Origin of the sequence: Pseudomonas sp. 5P_5.1_Bac1 (assembly GCF_025466015.1) — a bacterium.
Taxonomy (GTDB): Bacteria; Pseudomonadota; Gammaproteobacteria; order Pseudomonadales; family Pseudomonadaceae; genus Aquipseudomonas.
In genome coordinates this window covers 176094-200749 of record NZ_JANLNX010000019.1, presented here as the reverse complement: position 1 = coordinate 200749, position 24656 = coordinate 176094, and the positions used below count along the sequence as shown (strand labels likewise).

21 protein-coding genes and 4 pseudogenes are annotated in these 24656 nt (G+C 60.3%); 12 read left to right on the top strand and 13 right to left on the bottom strand.

Annotated elements, in window-relative coordinates; all coding sequences use genetic code 11:
• The 3 genes and pseudogenes from NTD82_RS04355 to NTD82_RS04345 all read right to left on the bottom strand — a co-directional run.
• Nucleotides 1–507: pseudogene (locus NTD82_RS04355) on the bottom strand (hypothetical protein); the annotation flags it as partial.
• A 63-nt stretch (nt 508–570) separates the two neighbouring features.
• Nucleotides 571–1296, bottom strand: a complete 726-nt coding sequence (locus tag NTD82_RS04350) for a hypothetical protein (protein ID WP_262127880.1) — start codon at nt 1294–1296, stop codon at nt 571–573.
• A complete protein-coding gene (locus NTD82_RS04345) occupies nt 1283–2761 on the bottom strand; it encodes a hypothetical protein (protein ID WP_262127879.1) in 1479 nt (492 codons plus the stop codon). The genes NTD82_RS04350 and NTD82_RS04345 overlap by 14 nt, the downstream gene beginning before the upstream one ends.
• A gap of 131 nt (nt 2762–2892) precedes the next feature.
• Between NTD82_RS04345 and NTD82_RS04340 the strand changes: the two genes are divergently transcribed.
• Nucleotides 2893–3783: a helix-turn-helix transcriptional regulator gene (locus NTD82_RS04340; protein WP_262127878.1), complete on the top strand. Its 891-nt coding sequence runs from the start codon at nt 2893–2895 to the stop codon at nt 3781–3783.
• A gap of 230 nt (nt 3784–4013) precedes the next feature.
• Here NTD82_RS04340 and NTD82_RS04335 read toward each other — a convergent pair whose 3' ends face one another.
• Nucleotides 4014–4181: a hypothetical protein gene (locus NTD82_RS04335; RefSeq protein WP_262127877.1), complete on the bottom strand. Its 168-nt coding sequence runs from the start codon at nt 4179–4181 to the stop codon at nt 4014–4016.
• A 596-nt stretch (nt 4182–4777) separates the two neighbouring features.
• On the opposite strand from NTD82_RS04335, the gene tnpA reads away from it, so the two are divergent.
• The 3 genes and pseudogenes from tnpA (at nt 4778) to tnpC (ending at nt 7029) form a co-directional block, all read left to right on the top strand.
• The gene (tnpA, locus tag NTD82_RS04330; RefSeq protein WP_262127876.1) at nt 4778–5098 is read left to right on the top strand and encodes an IS66-like element accessory protein TnpA; all 321 of its coding nucleotides are present in this window, start codon (nt 4778–4780) and stop codon (nt 5096–5098) included.
• Nucleotides 5095–5430 carry an IS66 family insertion sequence element accessory protein TnpB gene (gene tnpB / locus NTD82_RS04325; RefSeq protein ID WP_159985346.1) on the top strand — a complete coding sequence of 112 codons (336 nt, stop codon included), beginning with the start codon at nt 5095–5097 and terminating at the stop codon, nt 5428–5430. The genes tnpA and tnpB overlap by 4 nt, the downstream gene beginning before the upstream one ends.
• Nucleotides 5431–5493: 63 nt before the next feature.
• Nucleotides 5494–7029: pseudogene (gene tnpC, locus NTD82_RS04320) on the top strand (IS66 family transposase).
• A gap of 402 nt (nt 7030–7431) precedes the next feature.
• Here tnpC and NTD82_RS29230 read toward each other — a convergent pair.
• From NTD82_RS29230 to NTD82_RS04290, 7 genes and pseudogenes are all read right to left on the bottom strand, one after another.
• Nucleotides 7432–7947 (bottom strand): annotated as a pseudogene (locus NTD82_RS29230) (methyl-accepting chemotaxis protein); the annotation flags it as partial.
• Between the two features lie 345 nt (nt 7948–8292).
• Nucleotides 8293–9219 (bottom strand): annotated as a pseudogene (locus tag NTD82_RS29225) (cache domain-containing protein); the annotation flags it as partial.
• Between the two features lie 343 nt (nt 9220–9562).
• Nucleotides 9563–11962, bottom strand: coding sequence for a TonB-dependent siderophore receptor (locus tag NTD82_RS04310; RefSeq protein ID WP_262127874.1), 2400 nt, complete (start codon nt 11960–11962; stop codon nt 9563–9565).
• A gap of 78 nt (nt 11963–12040) precedes the next feature.
• Nucleotides 12041–12979: a FecR domain-containing protein gene (locus tag NTD82_RS04305; RefSeq protein WP_262127873.1), complete on the bottom strand. Its 939-nt coding sequence runs from the start codon at nt 12977–12979 to the stop codon at nt 12041–12043.
• 2 nt (nt 12980–12981) lie between these two features.
• Nucleotides 12982–13506 carry a sigma-70 family RNA polymerase sigma factor gene (locus NTD82_RS04300; protein ID WP_262127872.1) on the bottom strand — a complete coding sequence of 175 codons (525 nt, stop codon included), beginning with the start codon at nt 13504–13506 and terminating at the stop codon, nt 12982–12984.
• Nucleotides 13507–13557: 51 nt separating this feature from the next.
• On the bottom strand, nt 13558–14946 hold the full coding sequence (locus NTD82_RS04295) for a heavy metal sensor histidine kinase (RefSeq protein WP_262127884.1): 1389 nt from the start codon (nt 14944–14946) through the stop codon (nt 13558–13560).
• A complete protein-coding gene (locus tag NTD82_RS04290; RefSeq protein WP_095153391.1) occupies nt 14943–15614 on the bottom strand; it encodes a heavy metal response regulator transcription factor in 672 nt (223 codons plus the stop codon). The genes NTD82_RS04295 and NTD82_RS04290 overlap by 4 nt, the downstream gene beginning before the upstream one ends.
• A gap of 146 nt (nt 15615–15760) precedes the next feature.
• On the opposite strand from NTD82_RS04290, the gene NTD82_RS04285 reads away from it, so the two are divergent.
• Both NTD82_RS04285 and uraH read left to right on the top strand, forming a co-directional pair.
• Nucleotides 15761–16264 carry a GlcG/HbpS family heme-binding protein gene (locus NTD82_RS04285; protein ID WP_262127871.1) on the top strand — a complete coding sequence of 168 codons (504 nt, stop codon included), beginning with the start codon at nt 15761–15763 and terminating at the stop codon, nt 16262–16264.
• 10 nt (nt 16265–16274) lie between these two features.
• Nucleotides 16275–16685, top strand: a complete 411-nt coding sequence (uraH, locus tag NTD82_RS04280) for a hydroxyisourate hydrolase (protein WP_262127870.1) — start codon at nt 16275–16277, stop codon at nt 16683–16685.
• A gap of 24 nt (nt 16686–16709) precedes the next feature.
• On the opposite strand, the gene NTD82_RS04275 is transcribed toward uraH, so the two are convergent.
• Complete coding sequence (locus tag NTD82_RS04275) at nt 16710–17591, bottom strand: LysR substrate-binding domain-containing protein (protein ID WP_095153394.1); 882 nt, start codon at nt 17589–17591, stop codon at nt 16710–16712.
• Between the two features lie 111 nt (nt 17592–17702).
• On the opposite strand from NTD82_RS04275, the gene phnD reads away from it, so the two are divergent.
• The 6 genes from phnD (at nt 17703) to NTD82_RS04245 (ending at nt 24004) form a co-directional block, all read left to right on the top strand.
• Entirely contained in the window at nt 17703–18572 is an 870-nt protein-coding gene (gene phnD, locus NTD82_RS04270; protein WP_262127869.1) for a phosphonate ABC transporter substrate-binding protein, read from the top strand.
• Nucleotides 18569–19363 (top strand): phosphonate ABC transporter ATP-binding protein, encoded by a 795-nt coding sequence (gene phnC, locus NTD82_RS04265; protein ID WP_095153396.1) that lies wholly within the window; start codon nt 18569–18571, stop codon nt 19361–19363. Before phnD ends, phnC begins: the two co-directional genes overlap by 4 nt.
• A 2-nt stretch (nt 19364–19365) precedes the next feature.
• Complete coding sequence (gene phnE, locus NTD82_RS04260; RefSeq protein WP_095153397.1) at nt 19366–20184, top strand: phosphonate ABC transporter, permease protein PhnE; 819 nt, start codon at nt 19366–19368, stop codon at nt 20182–20184.
• 79 nt (nt 20185–20263) lie between these two features.
• On the top strand, nt 20264–21352 hold the full coding sequence (psrA, locus tag NTD82_RS04255; RefSeq protein ID WP_262127868.1) for an iron-containing alcohol dehydrogenase PsrA: 1089 nt from the start codon (nt 20264–20266) through the stop codon (nt 21350–21352).
• A gap of 35 nt (nt 21353–21387) precedes the next feature.
• On the top strand, nt 21388–22215 hold the full coding sequence (gene phnX, locus NTD82_RS04250; protein ID WP_262127867.1) for a phosphonoacetaldehyde hydrolase: 828 nt from the start codon (nt 21388–21390) through the stop codon (nt 22213–22215).
• 304 nt (nt 22216–22519) lie between these two features.
• Complete coding sequence (locus NTD82_RS04245) at nt 22520–24004, top strand: EAL domain-containing protein (protein WP_262127866.1); 1485 nt, start codon at nt 22520–22522, stop codon at nt 24002–24004.
• Here the strand turns inward: NTD82_RS04245 and NTD82_RS04240 are convergent.
• Nucleotides 23988–24611: a dTMP kinase gene (locus tag NTD82_RS04240; protein WP_262127865.1), complete on the bottom strand. Its 624-nt coding sequence runs from the start codon at nt 24609–24611 to the stop codon at nt 23988–23990. The two genes, NTD82_RS04245 and NTD82_RS04240, sit on opposite strands and share 17 nt — an antisense overlap.
• Nucleotides 24612–24656: the final 45 nt, after the last annotated feature.

Below are 24656 nucleotides of genomic sequence, written 5' to 3'. Positions count from 1 at the left end.
CTGTTCCAGGTGCGTCACCCACTCACCCTGGTTCTGGGTGATGTAAAAGTCACCCTGACTTTCCAGCCGAGCGTTTTGATGTACCCAGCTCAGGAACGCCTGCATCGATTGAACCGGCGCAAGGGAGAGGCCTGGAACCGGCAAGTCTTCCCATGCCAGGCCAGAGCTGGCTTCAAAAGCAAAAAACCGACGATCAACCTCAGACGCCCGGTCTGCGGCTTCCTTCACTTGAACGGCCTGCCCCATGACTACCCGATAGGGCCGCCCGCTAGCGCTGCGAGGCGGCATGACCCATTCAATGGCGATGAAGGAAGGCCTTACATCTCGGGAAAAGTAATCTCGGAAACTATGGGACTTGGACTGCAGATGCTGCAGCCATCGCTCCTGTTTAGGCTCAAAGCAGCTGAAAATGTACGAGAGCAGTGAGGTCTTGCCCCCTGCATTCTCAAGGTTCATGCAGCTGTCGATCGGCTCGCCGGTGGCAGGGTCACACAGGTCGAACGTCATTTCCTCATACCAGCTGGTGGGTGATCCGAACCGGTCTACGTAGATCCTTGAAATGCGCATAGGTCATCCTTGATTGGTAGGAGCGGCAGCTGCGGCAACAGCTCGATAAAGGTTCGGAAGCGTCAATTCGCGCAACTGGACGCGCAACTGGTGTGTGGGTGTGAAGACGGTCTTGTCGCGCATTTCCTCATTGCCCTCATTCCTGACCAACCCATATTCATGGAGCCGAAGCAGGCAAACCCTCACGATTCCGTCCACTGACTTCATTGACGCCCGCTCGGCCCCCGGTATGAACACGGGCAGATCAAGGAGAAAGCTCCAGCCTGGGCGAAGCTGTTCGGCGGCATAGCTGTCGCCCTCAGCGGATGAGCGCAGGGAAATCGCTATGGCAAGCACCTTGTCTCTTATCTCGGCCAGGGTGCTCGGAAACGGGGCCCGCCCCTCGTCTTCTATGTGGTCTGTAGTGGGGTAGAACACTGCAGCAATCGCGAGGTGGATCAGTACCATGGCCACTTTGTCCTGCTCTGACATGGATCGTCGCAAGTCGGTCGGGCGCAGTGAAAAGCGGCTATTTCTGCCCGAAGGAGCAATCACCAACCCTCGCTCACTCACATCGAGAATGACCAACTCCATGCCGGCAGCGACTCCATTGACGGCCTCCGCGAAAAGGCGATCACCACGAAACCTTGCCAGCAAATGTCGGTAATCTGCGTCGTTTGCAGGGTTGGCTGAGACTGCCATTGCCTTATAGAGCAGCGTGGCTGCGTCCTTGCTGTCACTGCTGCTCATTGCTGCTCTCCTGCTTGATCACATATTCCAGGTCGTCGCCTGAAACCACGGTCGTTTCAAACTCACCGCTCACCTGGGCATGAAGGTGGGGGTAACGAGACTCACTGTCGGCGTAGGCGCGATAGAGCTCGTAGGCAACCGCCTTACGCTCCATGTATGACAGGCCTTCCCTCTCGGCGAGTTCGATCAATTGCCCAAGGTGCCAGGTCTGCCCGGAATGCATTTTGGCGTCGAGCCATGCCAAGGCTGTTGCAATAACCTCCGCCGAGAATGGATTGGGAATCTGCACGAACTCTGCGATTTCCCCATCGATTTCTTCCTCATCGCCCTCGTACACGTATGCCTCTCGTCGCTCCAGGAGCGCGTCCAGCAGGGTCGACAGATCGAAAATTTTGGGAGGGACTGCTGGATAAAAGCTTAGTAAAAGGTCATCGGTGACGTTTGCGATTGCACTCAATGGCTTCTCCATGAGCGCGGGCAAGAGCTGAAGGTCTATGTCTGGCAAGCCAGAGCGGCGCCGCGCCCGGAAGCCCATTGTCTGCCCTTGGAGAAAACGATCACCCGCCCCACCAATTTCATTCAGCAGGTTCAAACGCTGCAGGTTGGCACTTTGGAGTTGGAGATTTAACTTGGACAGCGGGGCGATGGCGTTCGGGTTGTCCATGCCGCGAATTTTGGTAGCAAGCGATTCCATCATGTGATGGTCGACCAGCTGGCGCTCTGATACGTGATGGCGTGCCTCACTCAGCCGCGGGCTGATGTCCTTGCGCCAGTTCACCGTGCCGGGTGAACGATTGGCCTGTCGAATCATCTCCCGGATCATTTGTCGATGTTCAATCGACAGCAAGCGTGCTCGATTCGCGAGTTCCAGTGCTTGTTCGAAACGTCCGTTCTCGATGAGATGAACCAGCATTTTTTCGATGAGAACCTGATAGTCCTCAATTTCAAGATCAAGCATCCCCATGAGCACCACGTAACCCTGCTCAGTCGGGGTGAAGCGGACGGTACCTTCGGGATCCTGCTCCAGACGAACCAGTTTGAAGGTCAGCTCCTTGGTCTCACCGGAAGGCGCGTGAAAATACGATTCTCGGTGCGCAGCGTATTTGTTGGTGGCGTTACTCAACGTATCCAGCACGACTTCTGCCACCCGCAGTCTGGCTGAATCGCTGAGTTCAGCGCGCATCTTGCCAGCGGTGGCCATTAAGTGGTCACGAACCTCGGTGAGGGTATATCCCTGATTGATGGCAGCGCCTTCCATCATGTAGAAGAGCGAAGCGAGGCAGAGGTAATTGGTATCGAGCCCATCCAGAACCTTGGAATCATCGTCACCGCGGTGCATCGACTTGTTCACGTCGAGGCGCAAAATTGGACGCAAAAGCAGCAAGTTGCGCTGGTGGGCTGTCAGATCGACCAGGTCACCATTCCTCGTATCAGGAGGCTCTGCCATGTTAGAAAGGTCGTTCATGTTCAGCCCACGAATTCCTTGTCGAGCCGTCGGAACCGATCAAGCCGGCACCGACTCATTATGAGGTGGTGTGACGGATACTAGCTTTATGCCTCTAAGCATCGCAACCAAAAAAATAGAACGTAGACGATTTGATGACCAAAGCCATTGCAGATCATTCGCAGGCGCAGCAAGAGCGCCTTGCCTACATCGAGCTGAACCTGTGGTTTCTAGGGGAAGTGCGACGGCAGATGCTGGTGAGGCGTTTCCAGATAAAGGCTGCGTCAGCAACCCGAGATCTGGCCCTCTATACCAGCTTGAATCCAGGCAACCTGACGTACGACGTCAGCGCCAAGACCTTTTTCATTACCCCGAGCTTTCAGCCTATGTACAGCTTCAGCTCGCAGCGGGTAATGACTTGGCTGTCTCAAGGGTTTGCGGACGGTTTTCCGGGTGTCTGGGCCGCCGGGGTGCCGGCTCTACAGCCTGCACGCCTGGGCAACCCAAGCCTTGAAACTCTGGGCGTAGTAACGCGGGCCATCTTTCAACGGCAGCCCCTACTCATCCGCTACGAGTCTTTAAGCGGTGCAAGCGAGCGGGTAATTGTGCCTCATGTGCTGGTAGACAACGGGCTGCGATGGCATGTACGTGGCTTTGATCGAAAAACGCAAGAGTTCCGAGACTTTGTCGTCACCCGGATCATCGAGCCGCGGATTCTCGATAACGACGTGCCACTGGACTATGAAACGCGAGAGTCCGATAACCAATGGAATCATCAGGTAACGCTGGAAATGGTGCATCATCCTGACCAACCACGACCTGAAGTCACTCACTTGGACTACGAGATGCAGGAGGGCGTGCTGAGGATGACTGTTCAAGCGCTGACTGCCGGCTACACCCTGCGCCAGTGGAGTGTTGACTGTTCACCTGATCACAGCCTCAGAGGCCCAGAGTACCGGCTGTGGCTCAGGAATAATGAGGTGCTCGTAGGCGTGGATAACGCACTGCTTGCCCCAGGATTTTCAGAGTCGACTGCGAGCTAGTATCCCCTGCAGCTTCACATGCAGACCTGCTTTGAAGAGACGGTGCGATGCTCCGTCTTCCTGCTACACAGTGCGTCGGTCATGAGTGGCGGCGCGGTACCACGTGGTACAGGTCTGGGGTCAAAAGCGGACGGAAAAAGCACCAGGCGCTGGGTTGAGGCTTACTAGTTAAGCAGCCGAATTCGAGAGAGGCTTGACGTCATATATTGCAGCACCGTAGAGAGGGTCTGTTAGCGATTTGATTGGCCTCGCGCCATTTCCAAGGCGTCGGCCAGTTGGTCGAGAGCGTCTGTCAGGCGCCGATTTTCTCGCGCATCATCCGTTTCAGGTTGAAACGCTCGCGCGTGCCTGAGCAGGGCTTCGAGATCATTTGTATTCAGGTCGAATTCCACCAACATGCTGTCAGCTCCTGGGTGATGGGCAGAGCCAATGATTACTGTAAGTGTAACGCGCCGCATAGCGGTTAAGCATGAGCTTTCCGGTATCGCTGCCGCGGATCATTGCAGTGTAGGAGCCGGTAATCCCATCGCTCTGAGTTGAAAATCTGAGACGGCCTGGAACAGCATTTCGGCTTTTGCCTTCAGACGCTCAATCTCCTCCGCTGTCAGGCCTGCTGCGAGCCCTTCCTAATAGGAAGGCAGCGCTTCTGCTGCTTGAAGGGAGAGCGGCTGACTGTCCTCGAATACTTTCAAAAAATCGCGCCTCATCATCTTGCTCCTAACCGGGACTAAACCGCTGATGAGATCGGCCTGTCTGATAAACACTCTCGATCAACAGCAGCCCGGTGAGACGATCTCATTTAGCCAGCAAAATCTGACCTCAAGGGGATTCGCCGCTAGAGTAGGTCTTGGGCCTATTCGCACCCTAACGACCTCCAGAGAATCCAGTATGGCGGTAAGCGTCCGGCCAAGTCACCTTCCGAACTCCAGCATTAAGGGCGATGGTGTCCGCGTATTTTTAAGCGGACGCGATCACCCTTATTGCCAGGATTTCCATGCGCCAACGAAGCTCTTATCCGAAACCATTCAAAGCCCAGGTCGTTCAGGAATGCCTGCAACCTGGCGCAACTGTGTCCAGTGTCGCCATCAGCCACGGCATTAATGCCAACGTCATCCGCAAATGGATGCCGCTCTTTCGAGACCCGCCCGCAGCAGCTTCACTACCGGCATTCGTCCCGCTAAAAGCCGCACCTAAACGGCCAGCCGAAACGTCAGTGATCATAGAGTTGCCCATGGCTGGGCAAGTGATCACGGTGAAATGGCCAACCTCAGATCCCGAGGGCTGCGCACAATTTATCCGGGCTGTTGTTCAATGATCCGCATCGATGCGATCTGGCTGGCCACCGACCCCATGGACATGCGCGCCGGCACCGAGACGGCATTAGCCCGGGTGATCGCGGTGTTCGGTGCGGCGAAGCCGCACTGCGCTTACTTGTTCGCCAATCGCCGGGCTAACCGAATGAAAGTGTTGGTGCACGACGGCGTGGGAGTCTGGCTTGCCGCGCGACGACTGAATCAAGGCAAGTTCCACTGGCCTGGCATTCGCCATGGCTGCGAGGTCGAACTCGACAGCGAACAACTCCAGGCCTTGGTGCTGGGCCTGCCATGGCAGCGCGTCGGTGCAGGCGGTGTGATCCGCCTGCTGTAAACGCCGGCCATTTGGCCGGTCTACTTGTCGTTGCCCCGTGCCTGCTCTGGCACAATCGGCGGCATGACTTCCTCGCCCAACCTCGACCAGATGACCCCGGAACAGCTTCGTGCCTTGGCGGCACAGGCGTTGCAGTTGCAGTCCCAGGTCGAGGCGATGAGCAGAAAGATCCAGAACGATCAAATCGTCATTGAGCAGCTCACTTACGAAATTGCCCTGCTCAAACGGCACAAGTTTGCCAAGCGCAGCGAGCAAATCAGCCCAGCGCAAAGCAGCTTGCTGGATGACCTGCTCGACACAGACCTTGAAGCTATCGAGGCCGAGCTAAAACAGCTCCTCCCAGCAGCGCCACAGGCCGAACTACGGCAGTCACCCAAACGTCCGCCATTACCGCCGCAGTTTCCACGCAAGGTGATTCGTCATGAACCAGAAAGCACCCAGTGTGCCTGTGGCTGCCAACTTCAACGCATCGGTGAAGACGTTAGCGAGAAGCTGGATTACACGCCGGGCGTGTTTAACGTCGAGCAACATGTGCGTGGCAAATGGGCCTGCCGTCAGTGCGAAACACTAATCCAGGCGCCGGTACCGGCGCAGGTTATAGACAAAGGTATCCCGACCGCAGGCTTGCTGGCTCACGTGATGGTGGCCAAATTTGCCGATCACCTGCCGCTGTATCGGCAGTAGAAAATCTTTGGCCGCGCCGGGCTGGCAATCGCTCGCTCGACCTTGGCCCAGTGGGTCGGGCAAGCCGGCGTGCGACTCCACCCGCTGGTCGATGCGTTGCGTGAAGCAGTGCTGAGCCAGGGCGTGATCCACGCCGATGAAACACCCGTGCAAATGCTTGCGCCGGGCGAGAAGAAAACCCACCGGGCCTACGTCTGGGCCTACAGCACTACGCCGTTTTCGGCGCTCAAAGCGGTGGTTTACGACTTCAGCCCAAGCCGTGCTGGCGAGCATGCACGCAACTTCCTGGGTGACTGGAAGGGCAAGCTGGTCTGCGACGACTTCGCTGGATACAAGGCCGGTTTTGAGCAAGGCATCACTGAAATCGGCTGTATGACTCACGCTCGTCGCAAGTTTTTCGATCTGCACGTGGCGAACAAAAGTCAGCTGGCCGAACAAGCGCTGCACTCGATTGGCGGGTTGTACGAGGTCGAACGCCAAGCGCGGGACATGAGTGATGAAGATCGTTGGCGAATACGTCAGGAAATGGCGGTACCGATCATCAAAACACCGCATGACTGGATGTTGGCCCAGCGTGACTTGGTGCCCAACGGATCAGCCACAGCTAAAGCCCTCGATCACAGCCTGAAACGCTGGGTAGCGCTGACGCGCTACCAGGACGATGGGGCTGTGCCCATCGACAACAACCAAGTCGAGAATCAGATACGACCATGGGCACTTGGTCGCTCGAACTGGTTGTTTGCCGGGTCGCTGCGCAGTGGCAAACGGGCGGCTGCAATCATGAGCCTGATCCAATCGGCACGCATGAATGGGCATGATCCGTATGCCTATCTCAAGGATGTGCTGACACGGCTGCCGACACAGCGGGCCAGTGAGATCGGGCAATTGCTGCCGCATCAGTGGGTGCCGGCCTGACTCACGCAAGGTGAGTTCGCCGGGCGCTTACCGGTGAACGGTGAACGGTGAAAATGTCCACCTGAGTATCTGTCTGTTTCCACTAACCTACGCAGCCGATTCCACAAACCCCCGTACTCTTTGTAAATCAGCATCCATGTCACCCAAAGCTCAAGCATTTTGTCATCTCCGGTTTCTCAAACCTGCGAAGCCCTATCAGTATTCACCGCCCGCCCAATTCATTCCTAACCTTAAACATCTTCACCAAAACAGTGACCATTACTAACTAGGAATTTAGAGGGGCGTGAAAACCTTCCGAGAAATTTCAAACCAAGAACCCGCGGCGTCACTTGCAACGCCGCAGCAACTGGTCTGCCCAAATGAAAGCGCTCAGCACTCAGCGCTCTCACCCGGCCAGAAACACTAATATTTGAACCGCCCCACCAACCCCTTGAGCTGACCAGAAATCTCTATCAATCGGCCCGACCCCGTCTGCGAGGACTGGGCAAAGCCTTCGACCAGTTGAGCATCGGCATGGATCTGCGCGATGTGCCGATTGATCTCTTCGGCCACCTGGTGCTGCTCCTCGGCAGCTGTGGCGATCTGGGTGTTCTGGTCGCGGATCGAGTCCACCGAGCCACGGATCTTGTCGAAGCTGTCACGTGCCTGCTGAATGCGTTCCACACTGGCGTGGGACACCTGCAGGCTGCCTTGCATCTGCTGCGTGACTTCCTGGGTGCGGCGGGCAAGATTGCCCAGCAAGCTGTCGATCTCGCCGGTGGAGTCGGCTGTGCGGCGAGCCAGGGCGCGGACTTCGTCGGCGACCACGGCGAAGCCACGGCCTTGATCACCGGCACGCGCCGCTTCAATCGCCGCGTTGAGCGCCAGCAGGTTGGTCTGCTCGGCAATCGAGCGGATGGTGTCGAGAATGGTGTTGATGTTCTGGCTGTCCTGCTCCAGCAACTGCATGGTCTGAGTCGATTTTTGCAGGTCTTCGCTGAGCTTGAGCACGCTGCCGGTGGCTTCGCCGATGTGCTGCTGGCCGTCATTTACATCACGGTAGCCTTCATCGGCACTCGACGCGGCGGCACTGCACGAACGCGCAACTTCGTTGGCGGTAGCGACCATTTCGTTGAACGCGGTGCTCACCAGTTCCACGGCTTCACGCTGGCGACCTGCGGCCTGGTTCATGTTGTTGGCCACTTCGCGGGTATCGACGGCGGCGGTCTGCAGGTCCGATGAGGCGTTGCCGATGCGCTGCACCAGTTGTGCAATCATGCCCAGGAACTGGTTGAACCAGCCCGCCAGACTGGCGGTTTCGTCCTTGCCCTGCACCTTGAGTTGGCGCGTCAGGTCGCCCTCCCCCTCGGCCATTTCTTGCAGGCCGTCGGCCACGCCGCGAATCGGGCGCACGATGACACTGGCAAAGCTTGCGCCTACGACCGCGAACACCAACGCCAATGCCGCTGCTATGGCCGCAATCAACCAGGTCAGGCGGGTGGCTTCGGCCATCACTTCATCACGCTTGATCAGGCCGATAAAGCGCCAGCCCAGACCGTTGGAACTGACCACGTTGGCCATGTAGGGCACACCATCAATCTCGATCTGGGTCACTCCGTCGCCTCGCTTGGCGAGTTCGGCGTAGTTGGGGCCCAGGTCGGCCAGGGGTTTGAAGTTGTGCTTGGCGTCGCTGGGGTCGACCAGTACGTTGCCGTTGGCTTCCACCAGCATCAGGTAGCCGCTGTCACCCAGCTTGATGTTGCGCACCAGTTCGGTGAGCTGTTTGAGCGACACGTCCAGGCCAACCACGCCGAGGATATTTCCCGCAGCGTCGGCGACAGTGTGCACCGTGCCGATCAACGTCACATCGTCCGGCGCCCAATAGTAGGCACCGGTGCGCACGGTGGTGCCTGGCGCGGCGATGGCCGCTTTGTACCAGGGACGTACCCGCGGGTCGTAGTTGCTCAGCTTGGTGTCGTCCGGCCAACTGGCGTAGCCGCCGTCTTTCAGGCCCAGGGACAGGTAAGCGGTACTCGGATGGCTTTTGGCGAACTGCTCGAATATCGCCAGCAGCTCTTTGTTGGTCTGGGTGAGGGGAATTTGCGCTGCTTCGGCGCCAGCGTAGCTCTTGAGGTCTTTGGCGGCGACAACGCGCGGGTCCTTCGCTACGTAGTCGACGTTTTGGCTGATACCGTCGAAAAACTGCTTCATGCCATTGTCGATCTGGCGGATCTCGCGACCGCTGCTGTCGAGGAAATTGACCAGGGCCCCCTCTCGCAGATTCAGCACCACCAAAACGGCGACCAGGATGACCGGGACGCACGCGATAGCCGCGAACGCCCAGGTCAGCTTCTGCTTGATATTCATGACTTCACCTGCGGGTATTTATAGTTTTGGCAAGGAAAACGCAATACTGAACGTCGCATGTGTTGTTATGAGGAAATAGCGCCCATGCGTACCCTGATTTATCGACCGCGATGGTGCGCACTTTAGAACGATGCGGGGTGCCTTTGCGTGGAAGCCAGGTAACAGCCACGGACGACCGGCAACACCGCTACCAGTTGTAACTGACCGCCCCGACCACACTGCGCTCATCGCCATAGCGGCACGAGTTTGCGCAATACACATAGCGCTCATTGGCCAGGTTCTGGGCGCGAGCACTCACCTGCCATTGGTCATTCACCCGGTAGGTGACGCGTGCATCGAACAAGGTATAGGCCGGGATCTTGCGGTCGCTCACGCTCGGCACGGTGTGGGTAGTGCCGTTGTATCGGGCACCAGCGCCAACAGTGACGTCGGGCAATCCCAACAAGCCCAACCCGTAGTCCAGCCACAAGGCGGCACTGTGATACGGCGTGCCTTCGATCCGCGATCCTTCGAGCATCTTGTCGTTGTCGGACAGGATGTGCGCATCGGTGTAGGCGTAGGTGGCGTTCATCGCCAGGTTGGTCGTCAGTTGTGCCTTGGCCTCAAGTTCGACGCCGGTGCTGCGTTCCTTGCCGGTCTGCTCGTCGAAGTCGGAGCCGGCGATCGAGGTCAACACATTGCGCTGGGTCAGTTGGTACACCGCGGCGCTGATCAGCAGCTCGCGATCGGCTGGCTGGTAGCGCACACCGACCTCGTACTGTTCGCCTTCGGTAGGCTCGAAGGTGTCGCCATTGCTGTCGGTGCCGGCAGACGGCAGGAACGACTGGCTGTAGCTGACATAGGGCGCCCAGTCGTTCTCGGCGAGGTACACCAGCCCCACCCGGCCGGTGGTCTTGCGGTCAGTGACGGTGCTGCGCGAGCCGTCGCGGTAGTTGCGGGTGTTGTTTTCGGCCCAGTCCTGGCGCATTCCCAGCACCACCACCCAGCGCTCGTCGAACGTGGCCTGCTCTTGCAGGTAGATCCCCATCTGCGTGCTGTGCAGGTCCGACCCGCTGTCGACGGCGGTATTCACCTTCGGCAGGTTGCCATGGACCGGATTGGCCAGGTCCAGGGTCGGCGCGCTGCCACTGTGCCGATGGCTGTCGTAGGTCTTGCGGTAGTAGTCGATGCCGCCGAGCAGGGTGTGGCGCCAGTTGCCATGCGCGAGGTCGAGGGTCAGGTTGCTGTCGCTGGTCCAGCCGGTGGAAACGTCCTCGCGGGCATTGTAGCTGCGGGTCAGGTTGTTCAGGTTCGCCCCGGTGACGCGGCTGCTGTTGAGGGTGATGTAGTCGTAGTCGCTGCGCGATTCGAAGTAACGGACAGCATGGCGCACTTGCAACTGATCGCTCAGGCGGCTTTCCAGCAGGTAACCGAAGGTCTCCAGGGTGCCGTCGTAGTCGTCGAAGTCCGGTTCGCCGGGGAACAGGTCATACGGCACCTTGTAGCCTGGCGTCTTGCTGAAGGTGGTCAGGTCGTAGCGGATCGGTGGGGTCAGTGTGGTCTGGGTGCGCTGGTGGCTGGCCAACAGCGTCAGGCGGGTGTCGTCGTCCATTTGCCAGGTCAGGGCCGGCGCGATGTACTGCTTGTCGTCATCGATCTCGTCGTATTGCGTGCCACTGTCGCGAACCAGGGCAGTCAGGCGGTAGCTGAAGCGCCCCTGGTCATCCAGCGCGCCACTATGGTCGGTGGAAATCTGCTGGCGCTGATGATTTCCGTATTCCAGGTTGAGCTCGTGCAGCGGGGCCAGGGTCGGCCGCTTGCTAGTGGTGTTGATCAAGCCACCCGGTGCCAGTTGTCCATAAAGCACCGAGGACGCGCCCTTGAGCACCTCGACACGCTCCAGGCCATAGGGCTCCTGCCCTCCTTCGAACTGAGTGCTCTGCATCTTCATGCCATCGCGCAGCACGCTCCCAGTACGTGGGCCGATGTCGAAACCGCGCAAGCGGTAGTCATCGGCCACCCGGCTGTAGCCGTTGGGCTGCGTGACCACGCCGGCGGTATAACCAAGCACGTCGGCCAGGCTGTCGTGCTGGCGCGAAACCATCTCCTCGCGGGTGATGACCGACACTGACTGGGGTGTCTCCAACAGCGGCGTGTCGGTCTTGCTCATCGTTGCGCTGCGCCGGGCGACCTTGCTGTACGCCGGCCCCCAGGCATCCTGCTCGAACGCCAGCCCGGACACGTCGATGTCGGAGAGGTGCAACACATCGTCCGCACGCGGCCCGATACTCAGGGCTCCGCCGGGTGTGACGGCCAGTTGCAGCGAGGTGCCTTGCAGCGCCTGATTCAACGCCTGCTCGGTGCTGAACCGGCCACGCAGCGCTGGCGCCGTCAGGCCACGGGTCAGCGACGCGTCATAGGAAATGCCGCGCCCGCTTTGCCGGGCGATGGCGGTCAGGGTTGCATCCAGCGCGCCGGCCGGCAGGTCGAAACCATGCACTTGCTGCTGAGCGTCGGGTTCGATCGCCGCAACGACAGGCGCGTGCAGTGCGCTCAAGGTCAGGGCAAGGGCCAGTGGTGTCAGGCTGAAACGGTATGTCCGGTACATGGGCAGCGGTCCCGATAGGTAGTCGATGCCACCTATGTGACGCGAGGGGCTCCGTTATTAAGGGGACGATGAAAAAATTCAGCGCCGGCTCACCTGGGTCCACCAGGCGAAACGCTGGTCGACCCGAACCGGCAAGGTTTCTTGCAGCGTATGCAGGACCTGCGTGCTGTCGTCCAGCGCAAATACTCCCGAGACCCGCAACGCGGCGGCGTCGGGGCTGATACGCAGCACGCCGCGTCGATAGGGCCGCAGGGCATCGATCACCGCGCCCAGAGGCTGATCGTGAACTTCCAGATAACCGTCTTCCCAACGGCCCTCGCCGGCACGGTTGGGATCGAGCGCATGGATCCCGCTGCCGGACAGCACTGCGCCCTCTCCGCTGCCCAACTCCAGGCGGGCACCGTTGGGTGCTTGCGCTTGCACCCGTGACTCCTGCACCCAGAGGTTGGCAGCCCGCTCCTGCAAGGTGACGGTAAAGCGCGTGCCCAGGGCGCGCACCTCGCCAAAGGCAGTGACAACGATCAGCGGCCGTTGCGGGTCAGCGGCTACCTGAATGCTCAGCGCCCCTTCACGCAGGATGAGCGTGCGCGACCGGCCGGCGAAGGCAAGGTCCACACGGCTCTGGGCGTTGAGCACCACGCGGCTGCCATCCTCCAGGGTGAATGCCCGGCGCTCGGCGAAGCCGGTGTGCAGGTCGCCCTCCGCAAAGGGCAGCAGACCCAGGCGCTGCAACCACCAGCCACCGGCACCAATGCCGGCGACCGCCAGCGCTCCGCGCAACAACCGCCGACGGCTAGCGGCCTCGGTGCTGAGCACCTGACGGGCCATCGGTGGCATATCGGCGAAGACCTGGCCAAGGCGTTGCTCGAGGCGCTGCCAGGCCTGCGGGTGATCAGGGCTGAGGCTCAACCAGTGCTGAAAACGCTGGCGATCGGCGTCGCTCATGCTTCCTGAGCGGTGAAGCGCCAGCCATTCGATCGCTTCGGCCACCGCTGTTGGCAGTCGTGTCTGCGGCATGCTCACTCCAGCGCCAGGTAGCACAGGGCCAAGGCCTTGGCCACGTACTGATGCACGCGGGGCGCGGAAATACCCAGGCGTGAGCCGATTTCGGCGTAAGTGAGGTTTTCCAGCTGGCTGTAAAGAAAGGCACTGCGTCCCAGCGGCGACAAGCCATCGAGCATGCGGTCGAGGTTGCTCAAGGTTTCCAGCGCCTGCACTTGCTCTTCCGCCGACGGTTCGTAACCCGGAACTTGCTGAGCCAGCGCTTCCAGGTAGGCACGCTCCAGATCGCGTCGCCGCCAGGTGGCGAACACCAGGCGCTTGGCGATGGTGGTGAGCAGGGCTCGCGGTTCATGTATGCCTTGCGGGTCGGGCAACTTCACCACCTGGGCGAAAGTCTCGGAAGCCATGTCGGCAGCGTCATGACTGCAGCCCAGGCGTGCGCGCAGGCGCTGCAACAGCCAGTCATGGTGATCGCCGAACATCTGCTGCAGGACGCGGTTACGTAAGGCGAGACACTGATTATCGAGAGGGACGGAGGACATGGAATATTTTGCTAATGGGAATTATTAGCAAATGATGCCTTTAGATTGGTGTTACCGCAACTGAACGGCTAAAGCCTTCCGCACAGGAAACCCCAAACGAAAGCTCGTCCCTGATTGACCGCTATCCACAGTCACCCTGCCGCCATGCAACTGCATGATCGAACGCACGATTGCCAACCCCAAACCGCCAGAATCATCCGGCTGATTGCGTGAAGGATCACACCTATAAAAGCGCTCAAACAGTCGAGGCAGATGCTCTGCTGAAATCGGCTGGCCGAGGTTGTGCACCGTAACTACAACCCTGCCCTCCCACACCACGCTGCTGATAGTCACTGCCGCAGCGGGAGCCCCATAACGCAGTGCGTTGGCGAGCAGGTTAGCCAATGCTCGACGTATCAACGCCGGATCAGCCCGTAACTGACCATGGGCGTGATTAACCAGCGTGACATCACGCTCTTGCGCCACGCCTTCGAAGTACTCACACAGTTGCTCAGCCAGATCGTGCAGGTCGATAAGTTCTTCATTTACCGATGCCTGCGACTGCTCGGTACGCGCGAGAAACAGCATGCTGTCGATCATCCGCGCCAGGCGCTCATATTCTTCCTGATTGGAAACCAGCAGGTTCTGGTAGTCCTCGATGGAGCGGCAGTGCCTCAAAGTTTGTTGGGTATGTCCCATCAGGTTGCTGAGTGGAGTACGCATCTCATGGGCGAGGTCTTCCGAGAACCGTGAGAGCTGGGCGAACCCCTCTTCAAGGCGAGCAAGCATTTGATTGAGTGAACGACTGAGCGCCTGTAGTTCACTCAATTCGTTGAACTCGTCCAGCCGCAGATGCAGATGCTGTACATCAATGCCGGCCGCATGCTGCGCCAGCACGCGCACGGGTTGTAAGCCTCGTCGACTGACCCACCCGCCGAGCACAAACGCCAAAAGGGCGCCGACTGACATGGCGAGCCAGAGTTTGAGTCGGTAAGCCGCCAGCATCTGCTCACGCTCACCTAACAACTTGCCCGCAATCAGGGTCAAGCCGCGTTGTCCCTGCATGACATTCTTCCATGCAAGCCGCACGCCCTGCGCAGCATGGCCGTCACCGAGCCGGGCCTGGGTTGCGACAGGTAATGTGGGCAAACTCATGTTTACCGGGTTTATCTGGATCAACACCTGGCCAGTGTCATCGACAATCCACAGCAGGTTGTCGCGATTGCCCAGCATATTTTCGTAGAGCTTGGGCCGATCTCTTAGTTGCTCGACGCTGACACTGTCGCTGATCAACGCCTGCATGCGCTCCAGCCGTCCGAGCAGGGCCTGGTCGTCGCGCCACGCGATTTCTCGCTGTAACGACTGATAAAGATAAAAGCCAATGACGCCCAGCAGCAGCGCACTGACCAACGCGAACATGGCCGCCAGACGCAAGCTCAGGGAGCGCGGAAAGAGTTTCAGGATTGCACCTCAAGCATGTAGCCGATGCCACGCACGGTGTGGATCAACTTGAGCGGGTAAGGATCGTCAACCTTGGCCCGTAGTCGACGGATGGCGACATCGACCACATTGGTATCGCTATCAAAGTTCATCTGCCAGATCTGCGAAGCAATCAACGAGCGCGACAGCACCTCCCCCTCACGACTGACGAGCAGGTGCAACAGAGCAAACTCCTTGTTGGTCAAGGTCAGGCGCTCCCCGCTGCGCGTAACTTTGCGCCGCAACAGATCAAGGCTCAGGTCTGCAACCAGGAATTGCTCGACCTCGCGGGGCGGTCCTCGGCGTAGCAGGGTGCGGACGCGTGCCAACAACTCGGCATAGGAAAATGGTTTGACCAGGTAATCATCGGCCCCTGACTCAAGCCCTTTGACCCGATCCTCCACAGAGTCTCTGGCGGTCAGAAAAAGCACCGGGGTTTGCCACTTGCGCCGAATGATCTGAAGCAATTGCCAACCGTCCAGACCCGGCAGCATGACGTCCAGAATGATCAAGTCGAACTCGCTTTCCTGCGCCAGATACTGGCCCTCCACGCCATCCAGGGCGACCTCGACCATATAGCCCGATTCAGTCAGGGCTTTATGGAGGTAATCAGCTGTTTTCGCTTCATCTTCAACAATCAGGATACGCATCTTTTTCTCCGGGACCGGACCATAGGCTAACGCGCCCGCCCGTGTTGGCACATTACATCTTGGTAATCATTGGGCAATCATTCTGACGGAGCGCACGGGTCATCCTCTCTGGCTCTGAATCAGCCAGAAATAACAAAGGAAAAAACATGCGTATACGCCTATCGAGCTCATTGCTGATATCACTCGCAATGAGCTCTGCGCTCGCCGTTGCAGCCCCGAATCAAGTTGTGCAGCGCAGCGACGTATCACTGGCAATGGCCAATGACTTGCTTGATGCCGCACTGGCAGCGTGTCATGCCGACGGCCGCACAGGTGTTGCTGCAATTGTCGACCGCGGCGGAAATCTGGTAGCCCTGCAGCGCGACGATAACGTTGGCCCGCACAACACATTAGCCGCCCAACGCAAGGCCTATACCGCCCTATCGACCAAGACGCCAACACGGCTATTGGCAGAGCGTGCACGCAGTACACCCGATGCTGAAAACCTCAACACCCTGGATGAACTATTGCTGCTGGGCGGCGGCGTGCCGTTGGTGTTTGAAGGGCAAGTCATTGGCGCTATCGGAGTGGCCGGTGCTGGTGGAGCAGCATTCGATGAGGGTTGCGCATTAACCGCTATCAACAAAATTTTACCTGCCGTTAAAAACTAAGGACTTCATCATGACTTTATTGAAAGCGTTCTTCGCGGGCCTTGTATTGAGTGTCGTATCGACACTGGCATTAGCGGCAGGAAACCCGCTCAGCGTGCATGTACTCAACTTGCAGGATGGTTTGCCGTCTCCGAGGGTAAATGTCACGTTGGAAAAACAGGACGGCAAGAACTGGAACATGCTCAACAGCGCAGCGACCAACGAGCAAGGTCGTATTCCCGGGCTCTATCCCGAGGGTCAGGCTCTGGAGAAAGGCACCTACCGTGTCACCTTCAAAACCGGTGAATGGTTCAAGGCTCACAACGTCTCAAGTTTCTTTCCAGAGGTACCGGTCATTTTCGAGGTAGACGGTACCCTTTCGCACTATCACATCCCATTACTGCTCAGCCCGTACGGTTTCTCTACCTACCGAGGGAATTGAGCGTCCACCCCGCTGAGAGGCTCGCTAGCCCGCGCCTCTTTTGCCCCCCGCAGCCTTCAAGCACTGCTGAAACGAAGCAATAACCTGGCTACTGCGCCGCTCCGCCAGGTAATACAGAAACGTCTCCGTATACACCGGATCGCCGATAATCCTGATCGCTTTCAACTGCGGGTCGGCGATGTACTCCGCCTCCGACACGGCCCCAATCCCGATCCCGCGAATAACCGCCTCGCGCAACGCCTCACGGCTGCCAATCTCCATGGCGATCCGCGGGGTTACTTCCGCTGCATCCAATCCTCGCTCCAATGCAAGCCGCGTCGTGGAGCCCTGTTCGCGCCGTAATAGCGGCTGTCCCTGCAGGGCCTGCAAAGGCACTTCGTCATGCCGCGCCAGGGGGTGATCGACATGGGCGAACAGGATCACCGAATGCCGCGCATAGCGCTCGACGACAAAGGCTGGATCATCCTGCAACCCCGCCAGCACACCGATATCGGTCACGTAGTTTTCCAGGTCTGCCAGCACCGACGCCGAGTTGCCGACCCGAATCGATACATCGATCTGCGGATACTCCTGCCGGTAACGGTCGACCATTTCGATCACATGAAACGGCCCCACCGCGCCGATCTTCAACTGACCCCGGTTGAGCTTGCCGGAATCACGCAGAAGGTTGAATGCCTCGGATTCGAGCATCGACATCTGCTGGGCGATGGGCAGCAAGGCACGGCCCACCGCCGTCACTTCGATACGCCGTCCTCGGCGATGAAACAGTTCGACGTTGAATTCCCGCTCCAAACCCTGGATCTGGTTGGTGGCGGTCGGCTGGCTCAGGCCGAGGGCTCTGGCGCCGGCGCTGAAGCTGGCATGGCGGGCGACGGCAAGGAAGGTGCGCAGGCGGGCGGTGGACATCCATAGATCCTTTGAATGGTTTGGCGTTAAAACCCATATTGAATTGATGGGGTGACTGTCACATGACAGCCCTACTTTGGCGTTACCGACAACAACCACTCCGGTACTGCCATGATCACCCTCACCCGCCTGTTCCGCTCTGCCCGCCTCGCCCTGCTGCCGCTGCTGCTGGCGCCCGCCGTGCAAGCCCAGCAAACCCTCACCATCGGCCTGATTCCGTCCGAGGACTCGCAGGCCATGATCAAGAGCAGCCAGTTGGTCATCGACCAGCTTCAGGAGCGCCTGGGCATTCCGGTCAAGCCGTTCGTGGCCACCGACTACAACGGCGTGATCGAAGCACTGCGCGCCGGCAAGCTCGATATCGCCTACCTCGGGCCCTTCTCTTATGTCCTGGCTAACAAGGTGGCCGGCGCCGAGGCGTTCGCCGTGGCGGTGACCAAGAAGACCGGTACCAGCGCCTACCACAGCCTGATCGTCGCCCGTCAGGACAGCGGCATTCGCAGCCTCGACGACCTCAAGGGCCGCACCTTCGCCTTTGTCGATCCAAGCTCGGCCTCCGGCCACCTGTTCCCCAAGGCGGGCCTGGAACAATCCGGCCACGACCCGAAAGCGCTGTTCTCCCGGGTGATTTTCTCCGGCTCCCATGACGCCAGCATCCTCGCCGTGGAAAACCGCAAGGTGGATGCCGCTGCCGTCGCCGACCGCATCCTCGCCGGCGCAGTGAACAGCGGCCAGGTGAAAAAGGAAGACTTCCAGGTGGTCTGGACTTCCCAGGACATCCCCGAGTCGCCGATGGTCTGGCGCAAGAACCTCGATCCCGAGCTGCAAGGCAAGCTGCGCACCGCCTTTGCCGCCATCAAGGATGTGCCATGGGGTGATCAGGGCATGCTCAACGGCTTCCAGCCCACCTCCGACGCCGCCTATGACGTGGTGCGCGACACCGCCAAGGTGCTCGACCTCGACCTGAAGGGCCTGAAATGATTCGCGTCGAACACCTGACCAAGGACTACGCAGACAACCCGGTACTGCGGGGCATCGACCTGGAGGTTCGGGCCGGCGAGTTCGTGGTGATCCTCGGTCAGTCCGGCGCCGGCAAGTCGACCTTGCTGCGCTGCATGAACCGTCTGGCCAAGGCCGACAGCGGCCAGTTGGAAGTGGCCGGGGTGAACGCCATGCGTGCCCGCGACCAGCGCGAGCTGCGTCGGCGGGTGGCGATGATCTTTCAGCATCACAACGTGGTGCCGCGCCTCTCGGTGCTGAAAAACGTGCTCACCGGCCGCCTCGGCTACACCGGCACCCTCACCTCGCTGCTGCAACTGTTTCGCCGCGAGGATGTAGAGCTGGCCCGGGACTGCCTGCGCCGGGTGGAACTGGAGCACAAGGCCGGCGCCCGCACCGACTCGCTGTCCGGCGGGCAGATGCAGCGGGTCGGTATTGCCCGGGCGCTGGCCCAACGGCCCAAGGTGATACTCGCCGATGAACCGGTGGCCAGCCTCGATCCGAAAACCGCCCACCTGGTGATGCATTACCTGCGTGATGCGACCCGCAGCCTCGGCATCACCGTGGTGTGCAACCTGCATCAGGTGGACCTGGCCCGTGAGTTCGGCGACCGCATCGTCGGCCTGGCCAGCGGCCGGATGGTGTTCGACGGACGCCCCGACGAACTGGACGATGCCGCCCTCCAGCGCATCTACCACAACCCCGCGGCCAGCGAGCCGCATGCGCCGCTGGCCACCGCCCGCACCGCGTTTTCCAGCGGCACAGGAGCCTGAGCATGAACCCGCAAAGTCACCAATGGCTGGTCAATACCCCCACCAGCACCCGTGGCTGGCTGAGCAGCGGCGCCCTGTTGCTGGCGGCGCTCTGCGTGCTGCACTGGAGCGCCGAGGGCGCGCAACTGAGCTGGAGCGAACTGGCCAACGGTCTGCCGCAGATCGGTGATTTCATCGGTCGTTCGGTTCCGCCTGATATGAGCATCCTGCCCAGCCTCTGGCGTCCGGCGATGGAAACCCTGCAGATCGCCTTGTGGGGCACCCTGCTGGGCATCATCGGCGCCGTGCCGCTGGGCTTTCTTGCCGCGCGCAATCTGCACAGCAACCGCTGGCTGTACCAAGGCACCCGGCAACTGCTCAACGTGATCCGCAGCATCAACGAACTGATCCTGGCGTTGGTGTTCGTCTCGGCGGTCGGCCTGGGGCCCTTCCCCGGCGTGCTGGCCCTGGCGCTGCATGGCGTGGGCATGCTCGGCAAATTCTTCGCCGAGAGCATCGAGGAAATCGACCAAGGCCCGATCGAAGCCTTGCAGGCCACCGGAGCGCGGCCGTTGCAGGTGATCGCCTTCGGCGTGTTGCCGCAAGTGATCACCGCCTGGATCGCCGTCGTGCTTTACCGCTTCGAGGTCAACCTGCGTGCGGCCACGGTGCTGGGCATGGTCGGCGCCGGTGGCCTGGGCTTCGAACTGGTGAGCAGCCTGAAGCTGTTCAAGTACCAGGAAACCGCCACCTGCATCCTCGTCATCACGCTGATGGTGGTGCTCGCCGACCTGGTGTCCACCCGCCTGCGCAAAGCCATTCAGGGCAACGGCCGCCACTGATTCCACCCTGTTCATCATTCCCTGCCACGTGCGTCCCCTCGGGCGCGCGACGGGCAGACTCATGCCTGGAGCCACTGCAATGCCCGCCTGTTACTACAACCCTGTCACCACCGTCTTCGGCGCTGGCAGCCTCGAGCGGATCGCCGATCTGTGCCAGGGCAAGGTCGCCCTGGTGACCTTCCCTGAAGCTGCGCAACTGGGGCTGGTGGAGCGGGTCCGCGACCTGCTCGGCGAGCGCCTGGCCTGCGTGATCGACAACGTACAACCCAATCCCGACGTGGCCTGGCTGCGCGACGTGCATGAAGGCTTCTGGGCCGAACACGCCGACTGCGACACGGTGCTGGCCCTGGGTGGCGGCAGCGCCATCGATACCGCCAAGGCGCTGATCGTCGGCACCGCTTCCGGCCGTTTCGACGAACTGCTGGACCTGCTGGCCAGCGGCAAACCGTTTGTCCCGGCCCGGCACATGACCCTGGTCGCCGCCCCGACCACGGCCGGCACCGGCAGTGAAGTCACGCCTTGGGCGACGCTATGGGACACCAGTCAGCAGAAGAAATACTCCCTGCACCTGGACTGCACCTGGCCCAAGGCCGCGATCATCGACCCCGACTTGATGCTCACCGTGCCTGCCGGCGTGACGGTCTCCACCGGCCTGGATGCGTTGTCCCACGCGCTGGAATCGATCTGGAACGTCAACGCCAACCCGCTCTCGGACAGCTTCGCGGTGTCGGCCATCGAAGACATCCTCGACTGCCTGCCGCGCCTGCACCACGACCTCGGCAACCGCGAACTGCGTGCCCGCATGGCCCTGGCCGCGCTCAAGGCCGGGATGGCCTTCTCCAACACCAAGACCGCCCTGGCCCACTCCATTTCCTATGAAATGACCCTGCGCCACGGCCTGCCCCACGGCATCGCCTGCTCCTTCACCCTGCCGCGCGTGCTGGGCCTGGCCTGGGGCCGCGACGCCGGGCGCGACCGGACCCTGCAAAAAATCTTCGGCTGCGACCTGCCCGACGCCCAGCGCCGCTTGCGCGATTTCCTCCAGCGCCTCGGCGTCAAGACCGAATTCGAAGACTACGGCTTATCTGCCACCGAAGCCGACGCGATCATCGACTTCGCCATGCAGGGTGCTCGCGGCCGCAATTTCATTGGTTCACCCAGCGCCTGACACGCCATTCCCCTTTCACTCTCTGGAACAACGCCATGAACTACCAACCGCCAAAGCAACTGCAAGCCGCCATCCTCGACTGGGCAGGCACCGTCGTGGATTTCGGCTCCTTCGCGCCGACCCAGATCTTCGTCGAAGCCTTCGCCGAATTCGGCATCCAGGTCAGCCTGGAAGAAGCCCGCGGCCCGATGGGCATGGGCAAGTGGGACCATATCCGCACCTTGTGCGATAACCCGGCCATCGCCGAGCGCTACGAGGCCGCTTTCGGCCATCGGCCGACCGACGAGGACGTAACCGCCATTTACGAGCGCTTCATGCCGTTGCAGATTGAGAAAATCGCCGACCACTCGGCACTGATTCCGGGCGCGCTGGAAGCCATCGACCAGTTGCGCCGGCAAGGGCTGAAAATCGGCTCCTGCTCGGGTTACCCGGCGGTGGTGATGGAAAAAGTGGTGGCCCTGGCGCTGGGCAACGGCTATGTCGCCGACCATGTGGTGGCCACCGATGAAGTCCCCAACGGCCGCCCCTGGCCCGCGCAGGCTTTGGCCAACGTCATCGCCCTGGGCATCAGTGACGTGGCGGCCTGCGTCAAGGTGGACGACACCTGGCCCGGCATCCTCGAAGGTCGCAGCGCCGGGATGTGGACCGTGGCCCTGAGTTGCTCGGGCAATGCCCTTGGCCTCACGTATGAGCAGTACAAGGCGCTGCCCGAAGCGCAACTGCAACAGGAGCGCCAGCGCATCGCCCAGTTGTTCGGAGGTTCACGGCCCCATTACCTGATCGACACCCTCGTTGAACTGCCCGCGGTGATCGCCGACATCAACGCACGCCTGGCACGCGGTGAGATGCCGCAGAATGGCTGACCCGCGTGGCCCGCTCCTTATTGTTCTGAATCAAGCCCGCCGCTGATTTTTAACCTGTGACCCGGCAATAGTCGCGTTCAGTACCATAATGCCATTAGCTTGTAGCCATCGCGCCGACACGGACGGTCGACACCCGTGTCGGCGCGATGGTCAATCGAATGCAAAAGGTATTGGGCCTGGGTGTCCAGGTCAGCTCCCCAAGGCGGGTGAAATGAAACGCTCCACAATCATGCGACGTGGTCTGTTCCTGAGTTTTCTGGCAGTCGTTGTTCCCTTTGCGCTCAGCGGAGCCGTCGGTTGGTTCTTGACCATTCATTCGGCCCAGACCCGGCTCACCACCCTCGCCCAGATCGCCTCGGAACGGGCGAACACCACGTTCGAGCAGGCCTCGCAAGCCCTCAAGAGCATCGCCCTCACCGACCTGCCGCCGTGCTCCCCCGAGGGCATCGACCAGATGCGCATGGTGGCGATGAACACCTTTTCCGTGGAGTCCGTGGGCTACGAGGAAGATGTCTTCGCGTGTACGTCATGGGGCGCGACACGGCCAAAATCGAAAGCCTGGCCCGAAGACTTCACCACCGATGACGGGGTCAAGGTTTCCATCGATGTGCAGTCCGACAGCGATCTGGTCAAACCGATGCTGGCCTTGCAGTACGCCGCGTTCAATGTGCTGGTCGACCCCGAGCAATTCCGCGAAGTGGCGCTCGACGAAGGGATCCGGGTGGCCGTAGGCACCAAACAAGGCCGCGTGCTGGGGCCGACCCATCCCAATACCGCGCATTTTCTGGCGCTGGTCCACGCGGGGCCGACCCACGGGCTCAAGGATGGTTTTCTCTACACCCTCGTGCCCCAGCGCAACTTTACCGTTGTCGCCGCGATTCCCCGCCAGCACCTGCTGGCCAGCCTGTGGGAACACCAGTTGTATCTTCTGCCGCTCGGGGCCATCGTTGCGGCCTGGCTGCTGACGCTGGTCCTGCGCGCCTGGCGGCGTACGTTGTCTCCCCTTGCTGCGCTGGAGCGCGCGGTGCGCCGGCGTGAATTCATCGTTTACTACCAACCCATCATTGAACTCGACAGCCAACGCTGTGTCGGCGCCGAAGCATTGATCCGGTGGCGCAAGCCCAACGGCGATATGGTCCCGCCGGACCTGTTCATTCCCCTTGCCGAAAGCAGCGGGCTCATCCTGCCCATCACCGACCAAGTCATTGAAAGCATCCTCAAAGACCTCGGCGCGCTGCTGGTTGCCGACCGCTCGCTGCATATCGCGATAAACCTCGCGGCGGCGGATGTGTGTTCCGGGCGCTTCCTGCCGCTCCTCCAGCGGGAAATCGCCCGCGCCAATGTGCTTCCCGGGCAGATCTGGCTGGAAGTGACAGAGCGCAGCTTTATCGACCCCGACTCCGCCAAGAAGACCATCGAGCACGCCCGGCAGGCGGGCTTCGTGGTGGCGCTGGATGACTTCGGGACGGGCTACTCAAGCTTGCAGTACCTGCAACGGCTGTCCCTGGATGTGCTGAAGATCGACCGGTCATTCGTCGACAAGATCGGCAAGCAGGACGTCAAGGCCAACCTGGTTTCCCATGTCATCGACATGGGGTTGGCGTTGCAACTGACATTGGTCGCCGAAGGCGTGGAAACGCCGGAGCAACTCGATTACCTGCGGGCGAACCATGTCAAATACGCCCAAGGCTGGCTGTTCGCCAAAGCAATGGAATGTGGCCAGTTCACCCAGTTGTACCAACAGTCAGCCTTCGCCCAGCTTCCAACGCCGGTCAACGTAGTTGATTGATCAGTACACCCTGGATCTCGGCAACCACCTGCATCGTTGCCTCTTCGACGGTGCCTTCATTACGGCACAGCACCCAACCGTGATCCGCGACTGCGCGCTCGAAGGCCTGGGTACAGGCGATATGTTCTTCCAGCTTGTGGATCAGCGTACTGCCCAGCCCGCGCGAGCGTGCCGCGGCCCTGGCCCATGAAACGTCCGGGGCAGTGACAACCCCGACATGCAGGTCTGGCACCTGCACATTTCGATCGAGGTTCAACTGGAGGATGTCCGCAAACGGGACCAGCCGGCGAAACGCCGCATCAGACGGATACCAGCGATCCATCAGGATGATGCTGTCCCGCGGTTGCTCAGGCAGCACGTGCCGGGAAATCCAGGCCCGGCTATCGGCAAAGCGCTCGCAAACTTTTAACTCCAGATCGCGATCGGGATTTCTGACGAGCTGGTTGACCAGGGCCATCGTCTCACCCCGGTAAGGGTCGCTTTTCTTCTCGCAAAGCCGGACCACTTTCCTGTTGTCGGCCCTCAGTGCTTTCGTGACGGCCTCCAACAGGGTGGTTTTTCCGGTGCCCTTGGGGCCATCGAGAGAGACAAACAGCGGACGATTCATGCTTTAAACAACGATTGGTAAGGGTGGGACTTCCTACCAGTAAAA